18 protein-coding genes are annotated in these 19493 nt (G+C 70.4%); 3 read left to right on the top strand and 15 right to left on the bottom strand.

Annotated features, from left to right (window positions below):
- Nucleotides 1-51 precede the first annotated feature (51 nt).
- The 6 genes from hemB to IE274_RS38575 form a co-directional block, all read right to left on the bottom strand.
- Nucleotides 52-1041: a porphobilinogen synthase gene (gene hemB, locus IE274_RS38600; RefSeq protein WP_190120623.1), complete on the bottom strand. Its 990-nt coding sequence runs from the start codon at nucleotides 1039-1041 to the stop codon at nucleotides 52-54.
- A gap of 250 nt (nucleotides 1042-1291) precedes the next feature.
- Nucleotides 1292-2953, bottom strand: a complete 1662-nt coding sequence (locus IE274_RS38595; RefSeq protein ID WP_190120622.1) for a bifunctional uroporphyrinogen-III C-methyltransferase/uroporphyrinogen-III synthase — start codon at nucleotides 2951-2953, stop codon at nucleotides 1292-1294.
- Nucleotides 2950-3909 carry a hydroxymethylbilane synthase gene (gene hemC / locus IE274_RS38590; protein WP_190120621.1) on the bottom strand — a complete coding sequence of 320 codons (960 nt, stop codon included), beginning with the start codon at nucleotides 3907-3909 and terminating at the stop codon, nucleotides 2950-2952. The genes IE274_RS38595 and hemC overlap by 4 nt, the downstream gene beginning before the upstream one ends.
- Nucleotides 3906-5567 carry a glutamyl-tRNA reductase gene (locus IE274_RS38585; protein WP_190120620.1) on the bottom strand — a complete coding sequence of 554 codons (1662 nt, stop codon included), beginning with the start codon at nucleotides 5565-5567 and terminating at the stop codon, nucleotides 3906-3908. The genes hemC and IE274_RS38585 overlap by 4 nt, the downstream gene beginning before the upstream one ends.
- Nucleotides 5564-6331, bottom strand: a complete 768-nt coding sequence (locus tag IE274_RS38580) for a redox-sensing transcriptional repressor Rex (RefSeq protein ID WP_190120619.1) — start codon at nucleotides 6329-6331, stop codon at nucleotides 5564-5566. Before IE274_RS38580 ends, IE274_RS38585 begins: the two co-directional genes overlap by 4 nt.
- Before the next feature lie 343 nt (nucleotides 6332-6674).
- Nucleotides 6675-6962: a glutaredoxin family protein gene (locus IE274_RS38575; RefSeq protein ID WP_190120618.1), complete on the bottom strand. Its 288-nt coding sequence runs from the start codon at nucleotides 6960-6962 to the stop codon at nucleotides 6675-6677.
- 141 nt (nucleotides 6963-7103) lie between these two features.
- Between IE274_RS38575 and IE274_RS38570 the strand changes: the two genes are divergently transcribed.
- From IE274_RS38570 to IE274_RS38560, 3 genes are all read left to right on the top strand, one after another.
- Nucleotides 7104-8072: an HAD family hydrolase gene (locus IE274_RS38570; RefSeq protein WP_190120617.1), complete on the top strand. Its 969-nt coding sequence runs from the start codon at nucleotides 7104-7106 to the stop codon at nucleotides 8070-8072.
- Between the two features lie 449 nt (nucleotides 8073-8521).
- Entirely contained in the window at nucleotides 8522-9295 is a 774-nt protein-coding gene (locus tag IE274_RS38565) for an ECF subfamily RNA polymerase sigma factor, BldN family (protein WP_030361087.1), read from the top strand.
- A 304-nt stretch (nucleotides 9296-9599) separates the two neighbouring features.
- Complete coding sequence (locus IE274_RS38560) at nucleotides 9600-10874, top strand: DUF5667 domain-containing protein (protein WP_190120616.1); 1275 nt, start codon at nucleotides 9600-9602, stop codon at nucleotides 10872-10874.
- A 258-nt stretch (nucleotides 10875-11132) separates the two neighbouring features.
- Here the strand turns inward: IE274_RS38560 and IE274_RS38555 are convergent, their stop codons facing one another.
- The 9 genes from IE274_RS38555 to IE274_RS38515 all read right to left on the bottom strand — a co-directional run bounded on the left by IE274_RS38555 (nucleotide 11133) and on the right by IE274_RS38515 (nucleotide 19431).
- Nucleotides 11133-12284, bottom strand: coding sequence for a lysophospholipid acyltransferase family protein (locus IE274_RS38555; RefSeq protein WP_190120615.1), 1152 nt, complete (start codon nucleotides 12282-12284; stop codon nucleotides 11133-11135).
- A 14-nt stretch (nucleotides 12285-12298) separates the two neighbouring features.
- Nucleotides 12299-13402, bottom strand: a complete 1104-nt coding sequence (locus IE274_RS38550; RefSeq protein WP_190120614.1) for an NAD-dependent epimerase/dehydratase family protein — start codon at nucleotides 13400-13402, stop codon at nucleotides 12299-12301.
- Nucleotides 13403-13777: 375 nt separating this feature from the next.
- On the bottom strand, nucleotides 13778-13876 hold the full coding sequence (locus tag IE274_RS38545) for a 30S ribosomal protein bS22 (RefSeq protein WP_003948845.1): 99 nt from the start codon (nucleotides 13874-13876) through the stop codon (nucleotides 13778-13780).
- A gap of 131 nt (nucleotides 13877-14007) precedes the next feature.
- Nucleotides 14008-14217, bottom strand: coding sequence for a helix-turn-helix domain-containing protein (locus IE274_RS38540; RefSeq protein WP_176954010.1), 210 nt, complete (start codon nucleotides 14215-14217; stop codon nucleotides 14008-14010).
- Nucleotides 14218-14346: 129 nt separating this feature from the next.
- A complete protein-coding gene (locus IE274_RS38535) occupies nucleotides 14347-15162 on the bottom strand; it encodes a phosphatase (RefSeq protein ID WP_190120613.1) in 816 nt (271 codons plus the stop codon).
- 258 nt (nucleotides 15163-15420) lie between these two features.
- Nucleotides 15421-16593 carry an acetoin utilization protein AcuC gene (locus IE274_RS38530; protein ID WP_190120612.1) on the bottom strand — a complete coding sequence of 391 codons (1173 nt, stop codon included), beginning with the start codon at nucleotides 16591-16593 and terminating at the stop codon, nucleotides 15421-15423.
- Nucleotides 16544-17794 (bottom strand): MFS transporter, encoded by a 1251-nt coding sequence (locus IE274_RS38525; protein WP_190120611.1) that lies wholly within the window; start codon nucleotides 17792-17794, stop codon nucleotides 16544-16546. The genes IE274_RS38530 and IE274_RS38525 overlap by 50 nt, the downstream gene beginning before the upstream one ends.
- Before the next feature lie 43 nt (nucleotides 17795-17837).
- Nucleotides 17838-18644 carry a VC0807 family protein gene (locus tag IE274_RS38520; RefSeq protein WP_229910112.1) on the bottom strand — a complete coding sequence of 269 codons (807 nt, stop codon included), beginning with the start codon at nucleotides 18642-18644 and terminating at the stop codon, nucleotides 17838-17840.
- 142 nt (nucleotides 18645-18786) lie between these two features.
- Nucleotides 18787-19431 (bottom strand): HAD family hydrolase, encoded by a 645-nt coding sequence (locus tag IE274_RS38515; protein ID WP_190120610.1) that lies wholly within the window; start codon nucleotides 19429-19431, stop codon nucleotides 18787-18789.
- Nucleotides 19432-19493 lie beyond the last annotated feature (62 nt).

Raw genomic sequence — 19493 nt, 5'->3', positions numbered from 1 at the left:
TTCGCCATGATCAAGCCCCGCCAGCGTTAACAACGCTCGTGATCAATACACCTAGAGCTTCCGCGCCACCTCGGTGGCCCAGTACGTGAGAATCATCTGCGCGCCCGCCCGCTTGATCCCGGTCAGCGACTCCATGATCGCCCGGTCCCGGTCGATCCAGCCGCGCTCGGCGGCGGCCTCGATCATCGCGTACTCGCCACTGATCTGGTAGGCGGCCACGGGCACGTCGACCGCGGCGGCGACCTTGGCCAGGATGTCGAGGTAGGGCCCGGCGGGCTTCACCATCACCATGTCGGCGCCCTCTTCGAGGTCGAGCGCCAGCTCCCGCAGGGACTCACGGCTGTTGGCCGGGTCCTGCTGGTACGTCTTGCGGTCACCCCGCAGCGACGAGCCGACGGCCTCGCGGAACGGCCCGTAGAACGCCGACGAGTACTTCGCCGTGTACGCGAGCATCGCCACGTCCTCGTGCCCGGTCTGGTCCAGCGCGTCACGGACGACGCCGATCTGGCCGTCCATCATCCCGCTCGGCCCGAGCACGTGCGCCCCGGCGTCGGCCTGGACCTGCGCCATCTCCGCGTACCGCTCCAGGGTCGCGTCGTTGTCGACCCGCCCCTTGTCGTCCAGCACCCCGCAGTGCCCGTGGTCCGTGAACTCGTCCAGGCACAGGTCGGACATGACGATCAGGTCGTCCCCGACCTCCGCCCGCACATCGCGCAGCGCGACCTGCAGAATCCCGTCCGGATCGGTCCCGGCGGTACCGAGCCCGTCCTTCTTGGCCTCCTCCGGCACCCCGTAGAGCATGATCCCGGAGACCCCCGCCTCGACCGCCTCCACGGCGGCCTTCTTCAGCGTGTCCCGCGTGTGCTGGTACACCCCCGGCATCGCCCCGACCGCCACGGGCTCCGAGATCCCCTCCCGCACGAACGCGGGCAACACGAGATCAGCGGGGTGCAGCCGCGTCTCGGCGACCATGCGCCGCATGACGGGGGTGGTACGCAACCGCCGGGGCCGCGAACCGGGAAACGAACCGTACGTACTCATTGCCTGAAATCCACCTCACCGTGAATCGCGCTGCGCGCTCGTCCTCAACGCCGGACGGGCTCTCTCTCCCACCCACCCGAAGTTCCTGCCTGCCGAGCGACAGCCCGGCACTCTCTGGCCCGCCCCGGCAAGTATTCAGCCCGTCCGGCGTTCGAGGACGAGGCGCGAAGCGCCGACAAGCGGGGGTCCGGGGGCGGGCAGCCCCCGGTTTCGGGAAGGGGCGGGACCGGGGCGCCCCCGCGAGGGCACCCTACGGCGCCGCGGCCCGCCGCCGCCGCGCACCCGGCCGCCGCTCGCTCGGCCGCGTCACAGCGTCCCCGGCCTCCACCGCGACAGCCCGCCGCTGGGCCCCGAACTGAGCCAACGCCTCGGCCAGCTTGTGCACCGAAGGCTCCGGCGCCATCACGTCCACCCGAAGCCCGTGCTCCTCCGCGGTCTTGGCGGTGGCGGGCCCGATACAGGCGATCACGGTGACGTTGTGCGGCTTGCCCGCGATCCCGACGAGGTTCCGCACGGTCGACGACGAGGTGAACAGCACGGCGTCGAACCCACCGCCCTTGATGGCCTCACGCGTCTCGGCCGGCGGCGGCGAAGCCCGCACGGTCCGGTAGGCGGTGACGTCGTCGACCTCCCACCCGAGGTCGATGAGCCCGGCGACGAGCGTCTCGGTGGCGATGTCGGCGCGCGGCAGGAAGACCCGGTCGATCGGATCGAAGACGGGGTCGTACGGAGGCCAGTCCTCCAACAGCCCGGCGGCGGACTGCTCCCCGCTGGGCACGAGATCCGGCTTCACGCCGAAGGCGACCAGCGCGGCCGCGGTCTGCTCGCCGACCGCGGCGACCTTGATCCCGGCGAAGGCACGGGCGTCGAGCCCGTACTCCTCGAACTTCTCCCGCACGGCCTTGACGGCGTTGACCGACGTGAAGGCGATCCACTCGTAGCGCCCGGTGACCAGGCCCTTGACGGCCCGCTCCATCTGCTGCGGCGTGCGCGGCGGCTCGACGGCGATCGTCGGCACCTCGTGCGGCACCGCGCCGTAGGACCGGAGCTGGTCGGAGAGCGAGGCCGCCTGTTCCTTCGTGCGCGGCACGAGGACCCGCCACCCGAAGAGCGGCTTCGACTCGAACCACGACAGCTGGTCGCGCTGGGCGGCGGCGGAGCGCTCACCGACCACGGCTATGACGGCCTGCCCGCCATCGGGCGAAGGCAGCACCTTGGCCTGCTTGAGGACCTGCGCGATGGTGCCGAGCGTCGCGGTCCAGGTGCGCTGGCGCGTCGTCGTCCCCGCGACGGTGACCGTCATCGGGGTGTCGGGCTTGCGCCCGGCGGACACCAGCTCACCGGCGGCGGCCGCGACGGAGTCCAGGGAGGTCGACACCACGACCGTCCCGTCGGACGCGCCGACCTCGCCCCAGCACCGCTCGGAGGCGGTGCGGGCGTCGACGAACCGGACGTCGGTGCCCTGCGCGTCCCGCAGCGGCACCCCCGCGTACGCGGGCACACCGACCGCGGCCGCGATGCCCGGCACCACCTCGAAGGGGATGCCCTCGGCGGCGCAGGCCAGCATCTCCCCGGCCGCGTAGGCGTCGAGGCCCGGATCGCCGCTCACCGCGCGCACGACCCGCCTGCCGCCGCGCGCGCCCTCCATGACAAGATTGGCCGCGGCTGAGGCCGAAGGCCCGTCGCCGCTCGCTGACGTGCCGTCAGCGGCCTGCGGCAGAGGTGTGTCCACACCCCCTCGGGCATGCACACGTACGACATCGAGAACATCCGGCTCGGCGATCAGCACATCCGCTCGGGCCAGCGCCTCGACGGCGCGCAGAGTCAGCAGTCCCGGATCTCCGGGTCCGGCACCGAGAAAGGTGACGTGCCCGTGTGCGGGAAGGCCGGGAAGGTTCGAGGTGGGGCTCAAAGTGCTCGCTCCCCCATCAGACCGGCCGCGCCCTTGGCGAGCATCTCGGCGGCGAGTTCCCGCCCGAGTGCCTTCGCCTGGTCTTCCGTCCCGGGCACGGGACCGGTGGTGGACAGCTGCACCAGCGTCGAGCCGTCGGTGGCACCGACGACGCCGCGCAGGCGCATCTCCTTGACAACCTGCCCGTCGGCCAGCAAGTCGGCCAACGCGCCAACAGGCGCGCTGCAACCGGCTTCCAGGGCGGCGAGCAGGGATCGCTCGGCGGTCACGGCGGCCCGGGTGTACGGGTCGTCGAGCTCGGCGAGCGCGGCGGCGAGTGACGCGTGGGTCGCGGCGCACTCGATCGCCAGTGCCCCCTGGCCGGGGGCGGGCAGAACGGTGTCGACCGACAGGAAGTCGGTCACCTCGTCGATCCGGCCGACGCGGCTGAGCCCCGCGGCGGCGAGCACCACGGCGTCGAGCACGCCGTCGCGCACGAAGCCGAGGCGGGTGTCGATGTTGCCGCGGATCGGCACGGTCTCTATGGACGTGCCGTGGTTGCGGGCGTACGCGTTGAGCTGCGCCATGCGGCGCGGCGAACCGGTGCCGACACGGGCCCCGTCCCGCAGCTCCGCGAAGGTCAGGCCGTCGCGCGCGATCAGTACGTCCCGGGGGTCCTCCCGCTCCGGCACGGCCGCGAGCGTCAGCTCGTCGGGCTGCGCGGTCGGCAGGTCCTTCAGGGAGTGCACGGCGAAGTCGACCTCACCGGCGAGCAGCGCGTCGCGCAGCGCGGTGACGAACACACCGGTGCCGCCGATCTGGGCGAGGTGCTCGCGGGAGGTGTCGCCGAACGTGGTGATCTCGACGAGCTCGACGGGCCGCCCCGTCAGCTCGGTGACCTTCCTCGCCACCTGCCCGGACTGGGCCATGGCCAGCTTGCTGCGCCTGGTCCCGAGTCTGAGTGCCTTCTCGGTCATGCGCGGCCTCGCTTGGGTTCGTCGTTCTCGTGGAGCTGGTTGAGCTGGCCGCCCGCGTTGCTCAGCAGGTCGGCCCGGGAGACGGCCGCCACCGTCTCGGGGTCGAGGTCGAAGAGGGTGCGCAGGGCGTCGGCGTACCCGGCGCCGCCGGGCTCGCTGGCGAGCTGCTTCACCCGCACCGTCGGCGCGTGCAGCAGCTTGTCGACGACGCGGCGCACGGTCTGCGTGATCTCCGCGCGCTCCTTGTCGCCGAGGCCGGGCAGGCGTCCGTCGAGCCGCGCGATCTCGCCGCTGACGACGTCGGCGGCCATGGTGCGCAGCGCGACGACGGTCGGCGTGATGTGCGCGGCCCGCTGCGCGGCACCGAACGCGGCGACCTCGTCGGACACGATGGTGCGCACGGCGTCCACGTCGGCGGCCATCGGCGCGTCGGCGGAGGCGTCCGCGAGGGACTCGATGTCGACCAGGCGCACGCCGGTGAGGCGGTGCGCGGCGGCGTCGATGTCGCGGGGCATGGCGAGGTCGAGCAGGTACAGCGCGGCGCTGCGGGCCACGGGCGCCACCGCGGCGGCCACCCGGCCCGCCCGCACGGGGCCACCACCGACGGCGGGGCTGTTCTCGACGAGCGCGGCGTGCTGCTCGTACGCGGTCTCGTCGCCGACCCGGCCGACGGGGCAGCCGCCCGCGTCCGGCGCGAGGGCCTCGACGGTGCCGGGGGTGTCGAGGGTGCCGACGGCTTCGGGGGTCCCGCCGGACGGCGCGATCACGCAGTCGTCGTCGGCGCAGCCCTCGGCGTCGTGGCCGGTCACCGACGCACCGGTACGCCCGGCGAGCGCCGCCTCGACGTCCGCGGCCGTCAGGACGAGCCCCGTCGCACCGGTGCAGGACACGGCCACGTCGGCACGTGTCAGCTCCCCGGCCACCTCGGCCATCGGCACGGCCCGCGCGAGCACTCCCGTGCCGCCCTCGGTGAGGATCGCGGCCAGGCGCTCGGCCCGGGCCAGGGTGCGGTTGGCGACGACGACCTCGTCCACGCCGGAGCGCGCGAGCGTCGCCGCGGCCAGCGAGGACATCGAGCCCGCACCGATCACCAGGGCCCGCTTGCCCTTGGCCCAGGCGTGCACGGGCTCGCGCCCGGCCAGCTGCTCCAGGCCGAAGGTGACGAGCGACTGCCCGGCCCGGTCGATGCCGGTCTCCGAGTGCGCCCGCTTGCCCACGCGCAGGGCCTGCTGGAAGAGGTCGTTGAGGAGGCGGCCCGCGGTGTGCAGCTCCTGCGCCCGCGCCAGCGAGTCCTTGATCTGGCCGAGGATCTGCCCCTCGCCGACGACCATGGAGTCGAGCCCGCACGCCACCGAGAACAGGTGGTGGACGGCCCGGTCCTCGTAGTGCACGTAGAGATAAGGAGTGAGCTCCTCCAAGCTCACGCCGCTGTGCAGCGCGAGCAGCGTCGACAGCTCGGCGACGCCCGCGTGGAACTTGTCCACGTCCGCGTACAGCTCGATGCGGTTGCAGGTGGCGAGCACGGCGGCCTCGGCCGCGGGCTCGGCGGCCACCGTGTCGTGCCCCAGCCTGGCCTGCGCGTCGACGGTGAGCGCGGCCCGCTCGAGCACGCTCACGGGAGCGCTGCGGTGACTGAGGCCCACGACGAGGAGACTCATGCCGGCATCACGGCGGGGACGTCCCCGTCGGGTCCCTTGCGGTGCTGCGCCTTGGTGACGGCGGGCTCGGCCGCGCCGTCGCCGTCGTCCGCGGCGGACTCCTCGCCGGCCTTGCGCTGCTCGTGGAAGGCGAGGATCTGCAGCTCGATGGAGAGGTCGACCTTGCGCACGTCGACGCCGTCGGGGACGGTCAGGACGGTCGGCGCGAAGTTCAGGATGGACGTGACCCCCGCGGCCACGAGCCGGTCGCAGACCTGCTGGGCGGCGCCCGCCGGGGTCGCGATGACGCCGATCGAGACGCCGTTGTCGCTGATGATCTTCTCGAGGTCGTCGGTGTGCTGCACCGGCATCCCTGCGACGGGCTTGCCCGCCATCGCCGGATCGGCGTCTATGAGGGCGGCCACGCGGAAGCCGCGCGAGGCGAACCCGCCGTAATTGGCCAGCGCGGCGCCGAGGTTACCGATACCGACGATGACAACCGGCCAGTCCTGGGTCAGGCCCAGCTCACGGGAGATCTGGTAGACGAGGTACTCGACGTCGTAGCCGACGCCCCGCGTCCCGTAGGACCCCAGGTAGGAGAAGTCCTTGCGCAGCTTCGCGGAGTTGACCCCCGCGGCGGCCGCCAGTTCCTCGGAGGAGACCGTGGGCACGGAGCGCTCCGACAGCGCGGTCAGAGCCCTCAGGTACAGCGGAAGCCTGGCGACGGTGGCCTCGGGAATCCCTCGGCTGCGGGTCGCCGGTCGGTGAGTTCGGCCAGTTGCCACGGTGCTCCTGCGGGTAGAGCGGGGCTGTAGGCGGGCTGGCACCCGTTGCCGTGTCCCAAGACCGCCCCGTCGACAGCAGGCTATGTCTTTGTGAACGCGTGCACAAAGATGGTGTCCGATTTGCCCGCCCAACGTGACCGGCGTCACGCGCCCCCGGCGCACTTTCCGGGAACCGGCGCACGGCCAGCGACGACACTCAACCGACGGGGGCAAAACCGCACACACTCCTCACGATCCTCGCCCCCGAGACCTCAAAACCGACCCCCGATGCTAAACGACTTTCCGGACACCTCCGGACGCCAGAACCAGCCATCGGCGCCTCCGACCCCGTGATACCCCCGTACTACCCCTGCAACTCCCGCCGCAGCCGCCCCTCGTCCACCCGCCAGAACGTGTGCTGCTCCCCGTCCACGAGGACCACCGGGATCTGCTCCCAGTACTCCTTGTGCAGCGCCTCGTCCCGCGTGATGTCCTTCGTCTCCCACGCCACGCCGAGCTCCCCGCAGACCTTCTGGACCACGGCCTCCGCGTCTTCACACAAGTGACATCCGGGCTTGCCGATCAACGTCACCAGACGGTCGCCGGGTGCCTTCTTGGCCGCGCCGCCGCTCCGGCGGAAAAGAGGACTCATACCCCCAGCTTCCTACGCGGCGCCGCCCGCCCGGTACAGGTCCGTGCCGCGCCCCAGTGTGACCAGCGCGACACGGATCGTTGACGGGTTCGAATCCCTGCATTCACAGGCGGACCGAACAGAGTGGCTATGCTCGACGGCATGGCCGCTCTGGGTTGGCTCCATCCCCGCAGGCGCTCCGCCACCGCGCGCAGCGTGCTGGCAGGCGAGGCCTCGGCGGAGGCAGCGCGCAAGTCGTCGCAAGAGCTGGAGGAGTTCGACGACCGGGCCGAGGACGTCCCGCCCGAGGAGACCGGGACTCCCGAGACCCCCGAAGCCCCCGAGTTCCCCGTCGCCGGCGACGAGAAGGCCGCCGCGTTCTTCGACCTCGACAACACCGTGATGCAGGGCGCCGCCCTGTTCCACTTCGGCCGCGGCCTGTACAAGCGGAAGTTCTTCCAGCGCCGCGAGCTCGCCCGATTCGCCTGGCAGCAGGCGTGGTTCAGGATGGCGGGCATCGAGGACCCCGAACACATGCAGGACGCCCGCGACAGCGCCCTGTCCATCGTCAAGGGCCACCGCGTCGCCGAGCTGATGTCCATCGGCGAGGAGATCTACGACGAGTACATGGCCGAGCGCATCTGGCCCGGCACCCGCGCCCTGGCCCAGGCCCACCTCGACGCGGGACAGAAGGTCTGGCTGGTCACGGCCGCGCCCGTGGAGACGGCCACGATCATCGCCCGCCGTCTGGGCCTGACCGGCGCCCTCGGCACCGTCGCGGAGTCCGTGCACGGGGTGTACACGGGCAAGCTGGTCGGCGAGCCGCTGCACGGCCCCGCGAAGGCCGAGGCCGTCCGCGCCCTGGCCGCCGCCGAGGGCCTGGACCTCGCCCGCTGCGCCGCGTACAGCGACTCCCACAACGACATCCCGATGCTGTCGCTCGTCGGCCATCCGTACGCGATCAACCCCGACACCAAGCTGCGCAAGCACGCCCGCGCCCGCGAATGGCGGCTGCGCGACTACCGCACCGGCCGCAAGGCCACGAAGGTCGGCATCCCGGCCGCGGCGGGCGTCGGCGCCCTGGCCGGCGGCACGGCGGCCGCGATCGCCCTGCACCGCCGCCGCCACTGACGGCGCGCCACCACCGCCGCTGACCCCGCGGCCCCCACGGCCCGAGCACGGGCACGGGCGCGGGCGCGGGCGCGACCACTCACGGTGACCATCAGGCGCGGAGCCCTCGGAATCCAGGCCTCCGCCGCCCGCCGCGCGCGGAAACGACGGCAATCGTTCTGTCTTACCCGTCACGCCCCCCGCCAGTCCCGTTCGTTCAACTCGGCCACAACACGCCCCGCGCCCACCCCGAATGCGCGCTAATCCGATCAACAACTGCTCAATAACTGGTGCTTGATCGACCTCCGATCGGTAACAGAAGCGACGTAATCGATGATTTGAGCAACTGGGTGTAGCGCTGCCTGTACGAAGCGTTATTCTCCTCAGACGCATAACGGACCGTGCACGTCGCTACGACGAGTGAACGTTCCAGTACTGCAAGTGATGGAAGCTCTGCCTCTGGGAGTCCCGTGTACCCACACGTCGGGGTTGACGCCTCGGGCCTGGCTACGCTGCGCGCAACGGTCGTCGACCGCCTGCGCGGCTTCGTCCCCACCGCGTACGCCGTCCCCGCCTTCGCCGTCCCGGCACCCGCCGGGCCGTGCTACGCCCTGGCGGACGGCGGTGCGGCTGTGAGCAGACGGACCCGCTCCGCCGCCGCCACGACCACCCACCGCCGCCCCGCGGCGGACAGCGACAGCGCCCGCATGATGGAACTCGTCGAGCGCGCCCAAGCCGGCGAGTCGGACGCCTTCGGCCGCCTCTACGACCAGTACAGCGACACCGTCTACCGCTACATCTACTACCGCGTCGGCGGCAAGGCGACCGCCGAGGACCTCACCAGCGAGACGTTCCTCCGCGCCCTGCGCCGGATCGGCACGTTCACCTGGCAGGGCCGCGACTTCGGCGCCTGGCTCGTCACGATCGCCCGCAACCTGGTGGCCGACCACTTCAAGTCGAGCCGCTTCCGCCTCGAGGTCACCACCGGCGAGATGCTCGACGCCAACGAGGTCGAGCGCAGCCCCGAGGACTCCGTCCTGGAGTCCCTGTCGAACGCCGCGCTCCTGGACGCGGTGCGCCGCCTCAACCCCCAACAGCAGGAGTGCGTGACGCTGCGCTTCCTGCAAGGCCTCTCCGTGGCCGAGACCGCCCGCGTCATGGGCAAGAACGAAGGCGCGATCAAGACCCTCCAGTACCGGGCGGTCCGCACCCTCGCCCGACTCCTCCCGGACGACGCCCGCTAGCGCCGCCCGCACGGCGTCCCGCGACCCTGCGCGACGCCCAACTCACCATCCGTGACGGCCTGCTGGCCGTCACGGACTTCGGCGAGCCCTTCGCGGTCCGATCATCTTTCGTCCGTAACCCAAGTGCCGCGACGCTCGTTGTGCGGGATGCAGGCTCCCTGTGGTTGCGACCTGAACTTCCCCGAGCTCCCCAGGAGCGAAGGGAGGCTCCATACGCTCACTCGAACGTGTGGAAGTGTTCAGGGCGTGCAACCCCCAGGACCCCCTGGGGAGTCGACCGTCATGACGAGAGGAGGTGCCGCCAGTGATCGCGAACGTATCGGCACACCGGCGGGCGAACGCCTTCGCCCAGGCCCTGGAGGAGCATTCCGACCAGGACCCGGCGGCCGAGCAGCCCGAAGATTCCGCCGCGACCTCGGTGGCCGCCCGAGCCGACACCGCGCCCCCCGGCGCAGCCGAGCGTGACCAGATGCTCGCGCTCGCCGACGGCCTCGCCCGGCTGCCCGCGCCCCAGTTGGACCCCGAGGTCAAAGTGGTGCAACGAGCCCAGCTGGTGGCCGCCATGGAAGCCATGTTCGCGGAGGGCATGGCGGGCGACGGCACAGGCCCTTCCGTACCGGAGCAGCGCTCCCGAAAAGGCGCCAAGGGCGCCCACCGGGCCGGCCCCCTGCGGAAACTCAAGCCCCGCACCCGCCTGTCCAAAGGCATCGCCGCCGGCGGCCTCACCGTGGGCGTGGCGGCCGGAGCCTTCGGCGGCGTGGCCGCGGCGAGCGGGGACGCCCTCCCGGGCGACTCCCTCTACGGCCTCAAGCGAGGCATGGAGGACCTCAAGCTCGGCATGGCCGACAGCGACACCGACCGCGGCCAGATCTATCTGGACCAGGCCTCGACCCGGCTCAACGAGGCCCGTCGCCTGATGGAGCGCTCCCGCTCCGGCCACCTCGACCACGAATCCGTCGGCGAGGTCCGCCGCGCCCTCTCCGGCATGCGCCACGACGCCGCCGAGGGCCACCGCCTCCTCCTCGAAGCGTACGAACGCGACGGCTCGCTCGGCCCCATCCAGGCCCTGTCCGCCTTCTCCCAGTCCCACCGCGGCAGTTGGAGCGCCCTGCGCGAGAAGCTCCCCGTCCAGCTCGGCGACGTCGGCGAGCAGGTCAGCTCCGTCTTCGACGCCATGGAGCAGGAAGTCGAGCCGCTGCGCTCCCTCTTCCCCAGCAACAAGCCCGGCAAGGGCGGCACCCCGGACAGCGGCCCCCGCCAGGGCTCCTCCTCCGGCACCCACCGCGAGGGCCCCTCGCCGCGCGACTCCGGCACCTCCGGCCGCGACCAGTCCCCCGGCAAGCCCAAGCCGTCCACCCCCGGCCACAAGGAAAGCCACGAAGGCCTCCTCCCCGGTGTCACCGACGGCCTCCTCGACCCGCCCTCCGAAAAGACCCCTTCCGCCCCCTCGCAGCCCCACGAGGAAGAGCAGGGCTCCACCCCCAACCACTCCAAGCCCGGAAAGCCGGAAGTAACCCTCCCGCCCCTGCTCCCCGGCCTGCTCCCAGAACTGGGCATCGAGGGCGAAGACCAAAAGTAACCCCACCCCGGCCCGCACCCGTTCCGCCCCGATCCACCGTCCGCCGGGCATCTCTCCCCAGCCCGGCGGGCGGCTTCGTTTCCCCAGCCGCACCTCTTCAGCTCTTCAGCCCGTCCGGCGTTTGAGGGCGAGCGCGAAGCGCGATCGACGGAAGCTGTCCCACCCGCACGGGACGTCGACGCGGCTGGGGCCCGGGGGCGCAGCGCCCCGGTTTCGGGAAGGGGCGGGACTGGGGAAAGCCCCGCAGGGCTTCGCATCTCAGAAGAAGACAGACCGCCGCTGAACCAGCAACTTGTACAACGTGTGCTGAATCTGCTCCCGAACCTGATCCGTCAGATTGAACATCAACATCGGATCCTCAGCGGCCTCAGGCGGATACCCATCCGTGGGAATGGCTTCCCCGAACTGAATGGTCCACTTCGTGGGCAACGGCACCGCCCCCAAAGGCCCCAGCCAAGGAAACGTGGGAGTCAACGGAAAGTACGGAATCCCCAACACCCGGGCCAGCGTCTTGGCATTACCGATCATCGGATAGATCTCCTCGGCCCCCACGATGGAACAGGGCACGATCGGCGACCCCGTCCGCAACGCCGTGGAGACGAACCCACCCCGCCCGAACCGCTGCAGCTTGTACCGGTCGCCGAAGGGCTTCCCTATCCCCTTGAACCCCTCGGGCATCACCCCGACCAGCTCACCCCGCTCCAGCAGCGCCTCCGCGTCCTCCGCGCAGGCCAACGTGTGCCCGGCCTTGCGCGCCAGCTCGTTGACGACGGGCAGCATGAACACCAGATCGGCGGCGAGCAGCCGCAAGTGCCGCCCGTGCGGATGGTTGTCGTGCACACCGACCTGCATCATGAGGCCGTCCAACGGCAACGTCCCGGAGTGATTGGCGACAATCAGCGCCCCACCATCGGCCGGGATGTTCTCGATGCCCTTCACCTCGACGCGGAAGTACTTCTCGTACAGCGGCCGCAGCAGCGACATCAGGACCTGATCGGTGAGCTCCTCGTCGTACCCGAAGTCATCGACGTGATACTCACCCGTCAACCGCCGCCGCAGAAACGAGAGGCCACCGGCGATCCGCCGGTCCCAGCCCCCGCCGCCCCCGCCACGCGGCTCCGGCACGGAAGCCGACTCCGCCGCCGCACCCTGCCCCGCACCCCGGGCCCCGGCGCGCCGCGCATCCGCGTCGCCCGACCCGACGGCCCCGGCAGCCCCCGCGTCCAGCGGCTCCGCCCCCGGAGCCGCCCCCTCCGGCACATCCGCGTTCAACCGGCCGGGCACGGCCTTGACCTCGCGCACCTTCGCCCCGTCGCCCGGACGGCGCGGCCCGGACCTGCGGCGCCCCGGCCGCTGGCCGCTCCCGCGCGACCGGTCGTCGTCGAACGGAATGACCTTGGCGTCCGCCATCGTTGACGATCTCCTCAGTTGGCGCTGTGGTGGGCACTGTTGTCGGCTCCGCGTCCGGCGTCGCCCCCGGCACCGGACTTCGCGGCGCCCCCCGCGAACGGCAGCGCCGCGATCCGGTCGACGGCCCCGGCGAGCGCCGTCGGCGGCAGCAGGCCGGGGCCCCGGCTGCGTACGAAGTCCGCGAAGGCCTCCGCGGTCGTGTACTTGGGCCTGAACCCCAGTGTCTCGCGCATCTGCCGGGTGGCCACCACCCGGCCGTGGGTGAGCAGCCGGATCTGCTCCGGCGAGAAGTCCGTGGCTCCGAGCGTACGCAGGGCCGTGCCCACCCACGTCACCGCCGGGAGCAACACCGGCAGCGTCGGCCGCCCGAGGCGGCGGGCGCACTGCGAAAGCAGCAGCAGCCCCTCCCCGGCGATGTTGAACGTGCCGCTGTTCAGCGTGCCCCGCTCCGGGTCGTGCGAGGCGAGGCGCAGCACCTCGACGGCGTCGTCCTCGTGCACGAACTGCAGCCGCGGGTCATAGCCGAAAACCGTCGGCAGGACCGGCAGCGAGAAATACTCGGCGAGCGGCGAATCCGCGGCCGGCCCGAGGATGTTGGCGAACCTCAGCACACACACCGCGACATCCGGCCGCCGTCGCGCGAATCCGCGCACATACCCCTCGACCTCGACGGTGTCCTTGGCGAAACCACCGCTGGGCAGCGACTTCGGCGGCGTGGTCTCCGTGAAGACGGCCGGGTCACGGGGCGCCGAACCGTACACATTGGTGCTCGACTTCACCACGAGGCGCTTCACCGTCGGCGACTTCTGGCAGGCGCCGAGGAGCTGCATCGTGCCGATGACGTTGGTCTCCTTGACCGAGCCGCGGCTGCCGCCCGCCAGCGCGGTGCCGGTCACGTCCATGTGGACGACCGTGTCGACGCGGTGCTCGGCGAGGACCTTGGTGATGGTGGGCTGCCGGATGTCGGCCTGGACGAAGTCCGCGCCGCCGAGATGATGCTCGGGCGGGACGGCGTCGACGGCGACCACCCGGTCGACCTCCGGATCGCGCTGGACACGCCGGACGAACCTGCCGCCCAGTTGCCGGGCCACCCCGGTCACGAGCACGACCTTGCCCAAGATCAGCGCCGCCTTTCCCCAGACCGCGAGGGGTCAGCACGCTCCCGCCCCGCGGCACGTCCGAGCATTACGTCCGTGGGCCCACGCTAGCGGGTGGATGTTGCGCTGTGATGACCGCGGGACGTGCGAAGTGACGACGGACACACTCCGCCGCAAAGATCAAGCCGTTCGCCCGACTTTGAACTATTGAATCCCCTATGAACGACAAGACCGACCCGCCCTGAACGTGCGGACCTGCGCAGCACCCCACGCACCGGCCCCCGAACGGGCCGACGCGCCACCCGGCGCACCGGCCCGGAACGTACTGAAGCCCTCCCATCTTCCGATGGGAGGGCTTCAGTACGTTCGCTTGCGTTCGCTGACGCCAGCGGTCGCTTACTTCTTGTTGCGACGCTGAACGCGCGTGCGCTTCAGCAGCTTGCGGTGCTTCTTCTTCGCCATCCGCTTGCGCCGCTTCTTGATAACAGAGCCCACGACTACCCTCGCTCACTACTCGGAATATCCCCACATCGCAGGGACATCGGTGCGGGGCGTCTGGGCCCACACGACCTACGTCGGCCTAGCCTACCCGCCCTGGCGCCGAGCCTGTAATCGAGGGACATCGATCAGGCTGTCTCCACCCCCACATAAGAGTCGCGAAGGTACTCGTGAACCGCGTTCTCCGGGACCCGGAAGGACCTTCCGACCCGAATTGCGGGCAGATGACCACTGTGCACCAGCCGGTACACGGTCATCTTCGAGACTCGCATCACCGAGGCGACCTCCGCCACGGTCAGAAACGCAACCTCACTGAGAGGCCTCTGGTCAGCAGCCATGACACACCTGAACCTTCCGCACATGACGCGCACCGGCTTCCCCTTCCGGTGACTCTTCGTCGCTGTGCGCTCACTCCCCAGAGTAGGGGCGGGTGATGCGAGTGGGGAAGAGGAGCTGCCATCGGCCGTTTACTGTGACAGACACGCTCGATTGAGTACATAGCGAGTAAGCGGTCGGTAGTAATCAGACCGCACAGCGTCATCAAGCGGAACGACGACGGACACCCGCCCCTCCGCCTCTCCGACGAACAGCGCCGGATCGTCCGTATCCGCCAGACCGATCGCCTCAAACCCCAGCTGACCTGCCCCGCAGACCCATCCGTGGTCCCCGATGACCAGCTCGGGCAGGGGGCCGCCGGACTCGGCCTGGGCGGCCAGGGCCTGTCGAACCGGGAGTGGCGAATGGCTGTGTGCGCCGGTCTCACTCCCGGTGGGACGCGCGCCGGGTTCGCGCACCAGCGCGACGCCTTGTACGTAGTCAAGGTTGTACGTGCGTAGACCGAACCGGGTCGTTATGTCGACACAGCAACCCTGCGCGGGGGTGAGGATCGGACATCCCGCCGCCGACAACGCCTCGGCCAACGCGGCGTAGAAGCCAAGGAGCCGATGCGGATGTCCAGTCCCGAGCAGCACGGGAACCCGGCGCGCGGCCGCCTCCCGCAGCCGCTCGGCGAACGCGTCCAGCGCCGCCAACGTCCGCTCCGGGTCGATGACATCGGACCCCGTGGTGTGCCGAGGGTCGTCCGACACCCCGCACTTGTCCGCCATCAGCCGCAGCAAGTCTCCCGCGCCCCAGCTCCATTCGGGGTCGAGCCCGAGAAGTATCCGCGGATCCCGCGCCGCGAAGAGCCGATAGCTCCGCAGGCTCTCCTCCCGCGACGTGGCCACAGGCCCAGCGAGCCGGGCCGCCAGCAGATGCGCGCGCAACGCTCCGGTGCTCAACACGCCCCGATGCTGCCGCACATATCCCCACGCAACCCCGAAAACCCAGAAAACACCCCACAGTCGGGCTAACCCCACCCACTTCCCCCACGCAAACGGCCCCGAACACAGCCCGCCCACCCGCACCTTCAGGCCTATCCGGCACCGTGCCGGCCCGTCCTGCGCTGAAGGACTCGGCGGAAGGCCGATCGACGGAGGCGGGTCCCACCCGCGCATCCGACCGGGGCGATATCAGCCCGTCCGGCGCTTATGGGGAACCCTCTAGGCCAACAACCCCCGCAACGGAAAAACAGCCCTCCGAGCAGCCAAAACAGCCTGATCCACCCGGTCCGCGGGATCGTACCCCTCATCCCACCCCCGCCACCGAACAGGCCAGCGCCCATCCGTCATCCGCCCAGGCGCAAGCGTCCGCGTACGAGCGAAAACCTCCCGCCGCCACCCCTCAGGCACCTCAGCCGAAGGCTCGATCTCCCGCCCGGCCGCCACAGCGACCAAGTGCGTCCAGGACCTCGGCACCACATCCACCACGGCGTAACCACCCCCGCCAAGGGCCACCCACCGCCCGCCCGCATACTCATGCGCCAACGCATGACAAGCGACCTGCACGGCCCGCTGCGCATCCAACGACACAGCCAAGTGCGCCAACGGATCCTCGAAGTGCGTATCCGCCCCATGCTGAGTGACCAGCACCTGCGGCCGAAAATCCGCCAACAGCTCCGGCACCACAGCGTGGAACGCCCGCACCCACCCCGCGTCCCCCGTCCCCGCGGGCAACGCCACGTTCACCGCGCTCCCCGCCGCCGACTCCGCCCCCGTCTCCTCGGGCCACCCGGTCCCCGGGAACAACGTACGAGGATGCTCGTGCAACGAGATCGTCAGAACCCGCGGATCGTCCCAGAAGGCGGCCTGCACCCCGTCCCCGTGGTGCACGTCCACATCCACATAGGCGACACGCTCGGCCCCCAACTCCAACAGCCGCGCGATGGCCAACGAGGCGTCGTTGTACACACAGAACCCAGCAGCACTCCCCGGCATGGCGTGGTGCAACCCACCGGCGAAGTTCACCGCGTGCAGCGCATCCCCCTGCCACACCGCCTCAGCAGCACCGACCGACTGCCCGGCGATCAACGCCGACACCTCGTGCATGCCGGCGAAAGCAGGGTCGTCCTCGGTCCCCAGCCCATACGCCCCGCGCGCCGAAGCGGGATCCGCGGAGGCCGCCTTCACCGCGTCGACGTAGTCCTCGCGGTGCACGAGCCCCAGCGTCGACTCCCCGGCACGCTTCGCCGCGACCACATCCAGCTCGCGGTCGAGACCGAAGGCGTTGATCAGGCTTCTCGTCAGCGCGAGCCGGACCGGGTCCATGGGGTGCTCTGGACCGAAGTCATAGCCCGTTACTGCCTCGTCCCACATCAGTTGCGCGCGGCCGCTCATGTCCGTCACCGTATCGGTCCGGTTCGGGAGCGAACGACCGGGCCAACCAGAAGATCACAAGCACCAACACCAGGGGAACGAGCATCGCCCCGCGGTAGTTCCACGCGTCCCCGATCCCGCCCACCAACGGCGAACCGATCAGGAAACCCACGTAGTTGAAGACGTTCAGCCGCGCCACCGCCACGTCCGAGGCCCCCGGGAAGAGCCGCCCCGCCGCCGCGAACGTCTGCGGCACGATCACGCACAACCCGATCCCCAGCAACGTGAAGCCCAGAATCCCCGTCCAGGCCCCCGGCGCCACAGCCACCACACCGAACCCCACCGCCCCGACGACAGCCCCCCACCGCACCACGGAGACCGCCCCGAACCGCCGCACCCCCAGGTCCCCGACGCCCCGCCCCACCAGGTTCATCACCATGTAGACGTTGTAGGGGACCGTCGCCAGCTGCTCCGAACTCCCCAGCACGTCCTGCAGATACTTCGCGCTCCAGTTGGAGACGGTCGAGTCCCCGATGTACGCACACGTCATCACCAGACACAGCGGCCACAACACCTTGAGCCCGACAGCCCCACCAGCACCGACCTCCGTACCAGCACCGGCCTCCACACCGACGCCGCCCGCACCACCGCTCTCCTCACCATCCCCCGCATCGACGTACCACCGACTCCCCACCAACGCCGCCGGCAACAGCACCACGACCACCGGCAGATACGTCACCAGCAACGACAGATCCCAGTGCGCCCCCACCCATGCCAGCGAGGCCCCCACGATGCCGCCCAGGCTGTACGCCGCATGGAACCCAAGCATGATGCTGCGCCCGTACGCCCGCTGCAGGCTCACCCCCAGCATGTTCATCGACGCGTCCAGCGCCCCGACGGCAAGCCCGAACCCCCCGAGCGCGACAGCGACTTGCCACAGCGAGTCCCCCGCACCCGCCCCGAGCAGGGAAAGCAGCACCACCGGCTGCGACCACCGCAGCACCCGGCTGGGCGGCACCCTCCGCACCAGCCGCTCGGTGCACACGCTCCCGACCCCCGCCAGGATCGGCACGGCCGCCAGGAACACGGGCAACAGCCCGTCGGAGATCCCGTACTGGTCCTGCAGCGCGGGGATCCGGGTCACCAGCAGCGCGAACGTGACGCCCTGCACCAGGAAGCCGAACGCGAGGGAGGCTCTGCCACGCCGCAGCGTTTCCGTCATGGCTGCGAAGCGTAGATCCCCGGTCTACCCGTGGGTAGATAGATCACCGCACGACTTTCCCCAGCCGCGACCTGACCTCGGCGGCCTCGATGGCCCGCCCGACCATCTCCTCCATCGGTCCCACGGCACGCCCACCACTGATCACGATGGCCAGGACGATCCCGCTCGCACCGAGCACGGAGCTCAGCCACACCATGGTGTCGATCGGCACGGTGTACGCCCCCACGATCCGCAGCACGGCCTCACCGAACAGCACACTCCCCCACACGACCGAAAACCTGCGCTCCAGCCGCACGAACCGTGCGCCCTGGTCGGACTCGAGGTCCTCCTCGGACCGACCGGCCCCCTCAGCCAGCTTCTCCCACGCGGCTGTCCGCGCCGCGTTCCCCTTGGTCACCCACACCTTGAGGCCGGCACTCATCAGCGGCTGCCCGACGACGACGGACACCAGGACAGCAAGCCCGATCACTCCGGTGATCCCACTGTCCTTGGCGAGCATCAGCCGCGGATCACCCGCGATGAGGCTCAGCAGCAACCCGCCGACGTTGGCGCTCAGGATCAGCAGGGCGAGCCCATTGACCCGCCTCTCCTTGGCAATGCTCCACGCGGTCCGCAGGGCCGGGAAGACGCTGCTCCAGGCCAACGCCGCCATGGTGCTCATGCCAAAACCCTTGCTGAGCAGGTAGTACGAGGCCACGGGGACGATACCGTCCACGACGAGCGGCACGATCCCACCGCGCCGGACCCCGGCCATGCCACCGTCACCGTCCACACCGGAGCCGCCTTCAACAGCCGCCCGCTCCGCGCCGGTGCTCACGCTCTCCCTAGTAACGGCAACCAGCTGGCTCATGCCCGTTCCCCCAAGTCGCTTCGTACATCGTCTTGTCCGGTCGTTTCGATGTACTCAGCTTCGCCACCACGGGCCGCCTGTCGGCAGAAGCAAACGTCCACGTCTGCCGATGACAAATGTCAGATCCCAGCGGCTATCGGCGTCATACGAGCAGGTCAGGCAACGCGCGCAGGTCACTGAAGAGTTGAGTGGCATCGCGGAGCCGCTCGACCGGGGTCATGGCGGTGAAGCCGCAGACGTCCATCCCGGCCGCGAGCGCCGCCTGCACACCCAGCGGGCTGTCCTCGACCACGACGCACTTGTCGGGTGCGACTCCTATCCGCTCTGCCGCGTGCAGGAAGAGATCCGGCGCCGGCTTTCCACGTCCCACGTCCTGCGAGCTGAAGATCCGCTCGTCGTCGAACCACTTGTCGAGCCCGGTCTTCCGGTGCCCGACCCGAATCCGCTCATGGCTGCCGGAGGACGCGAGACAGAAGGGCACCGCTTCAGCGGTCAGCTTCTCCAGCACCTCCACGGCCCCGGCCATGGGCTCCAGCTCCCGCTTGAACGCGGCAAAAACCCGCTCGTGAAAGATCTCGTCGAAGTCATCCGGCAGCCGCCGCCCGGACCGTTCCAGGATCAGGTCGTGTACGCGGTGCATGGCGCCGCCCATGTAGTCCCGCAGGGATTCTTCGTACGAGGTGGGGTGCCCGAGCTCCGTCAGGTACGCGGCGAGCATCGTGTTGGAGATCGGCTCGCTGTCCACCAGGACACCGTCATTGTCGAAGATGATCAAGTCGTATCGCATGGCTCGACCCTAAACGCAGAAAACCCCCGCACCAAAGGTGCGGGGGTTTTCTCTAAAATTAG

Origin of the sequence: Streptomyces flavofungini (genome assembly GCF_014650815.1) — a bacterium.
In the GTDB taxonomy this organism is placed as follows: domain Bacteria; phylum Actinomycetota; class Actinomycetes; order Streptomycetales; family Streptomycetaceae; genus Streptomyces; species Streptomyces flavofungini.
The sequence above is the reverse complement of the archived record's forward strand: the minus strand, read 5'-3'. Positions and strand labels throughout refer to the sequence as shown.

Excerpts from the sequence above, each read along its gene's own strand:
- hemB (WP_190120623.1), bottom strand. The coding sequence starts at position 1,041 with ATGAGTACGTACGGTTCGTTTCCCGGTTCGCGGCCCCGGCGGTTGCGT.
- hemC (WP_190120621.1), bottom strand. The coding sequence starts at position 3,909 with ATGACCGAGAAGGCACTCAGACTCGGGACCAGGCGCAGCAAGCTGGCC.
- IE274_RS38585 (WP_190120620.1), bottom strand. The coding sequence starts at position 5,567 with ATGAGTCTCCTCGTCGTGGGCCTCAGTCACCGCAGCGCTCCCGTGAGC.
- IE274_RS38575 (WP_190120618.1), bottom strand. The coding sequence starts at position 6,962 with ATGAGTCCTCTTTTCCGCCGGAGCGGCGGCGCGGCCAAGAAGGCACCC.
- IE274_RS38570 (WP_190120617.1), top strand. The coding sequence starts at position 7,104 with ATGGCCGCTCTGGGTTGGCTCCATCCCCGCAGGCGCTCCGCCACCGCG.
- IE274_RS38555 (WP_190120615.1), bottom strand. The coding sequence starts at position 12,284 with ATGGCGGACGCCAAGGTCATTCCGTTCGACGACGACCGGTCGCGCGGG.
- IE274_RS38540 (WP_176954010.1), bottom strand. The coding sequence starts at position 14,217 with ATGGCTGCTGACCAGAGGCCTCTCAGTGAGGTTGCGTTTCTGACCGTG.
- IE274_RS38530 (WP_190120612.1), bottom strand. The coding sequence starts at position 16,593 with ATGAGCGGCCGCGCGCAACTGATGTGGGACGAGGCAGTAACGGGCTAT.
- IE274_RS38525 (WP_190120611.1), bottom strand. The coding sequence starts at position 17,794 with ATGACGGAAACGCTGCGGCGTGGCAGAGCCTCCCTCGCGTTCGGCTTC.
- IE274_RS38520 (WP_229910112.1), bottom strand. The coding sequence starts at position 18,644 with ATGAGCCAGCTGGTTGCCGTTACTAGGGAGAGCGTGAGCACCGGCGCG.
- IE274_RS38515 (WP_190120610.1), bottom strand. The coding sequence starts at position 19,431 with ATGCGATACGACTTGATCATCTTCGACAATGACGGTGTCCTGGTGGAC.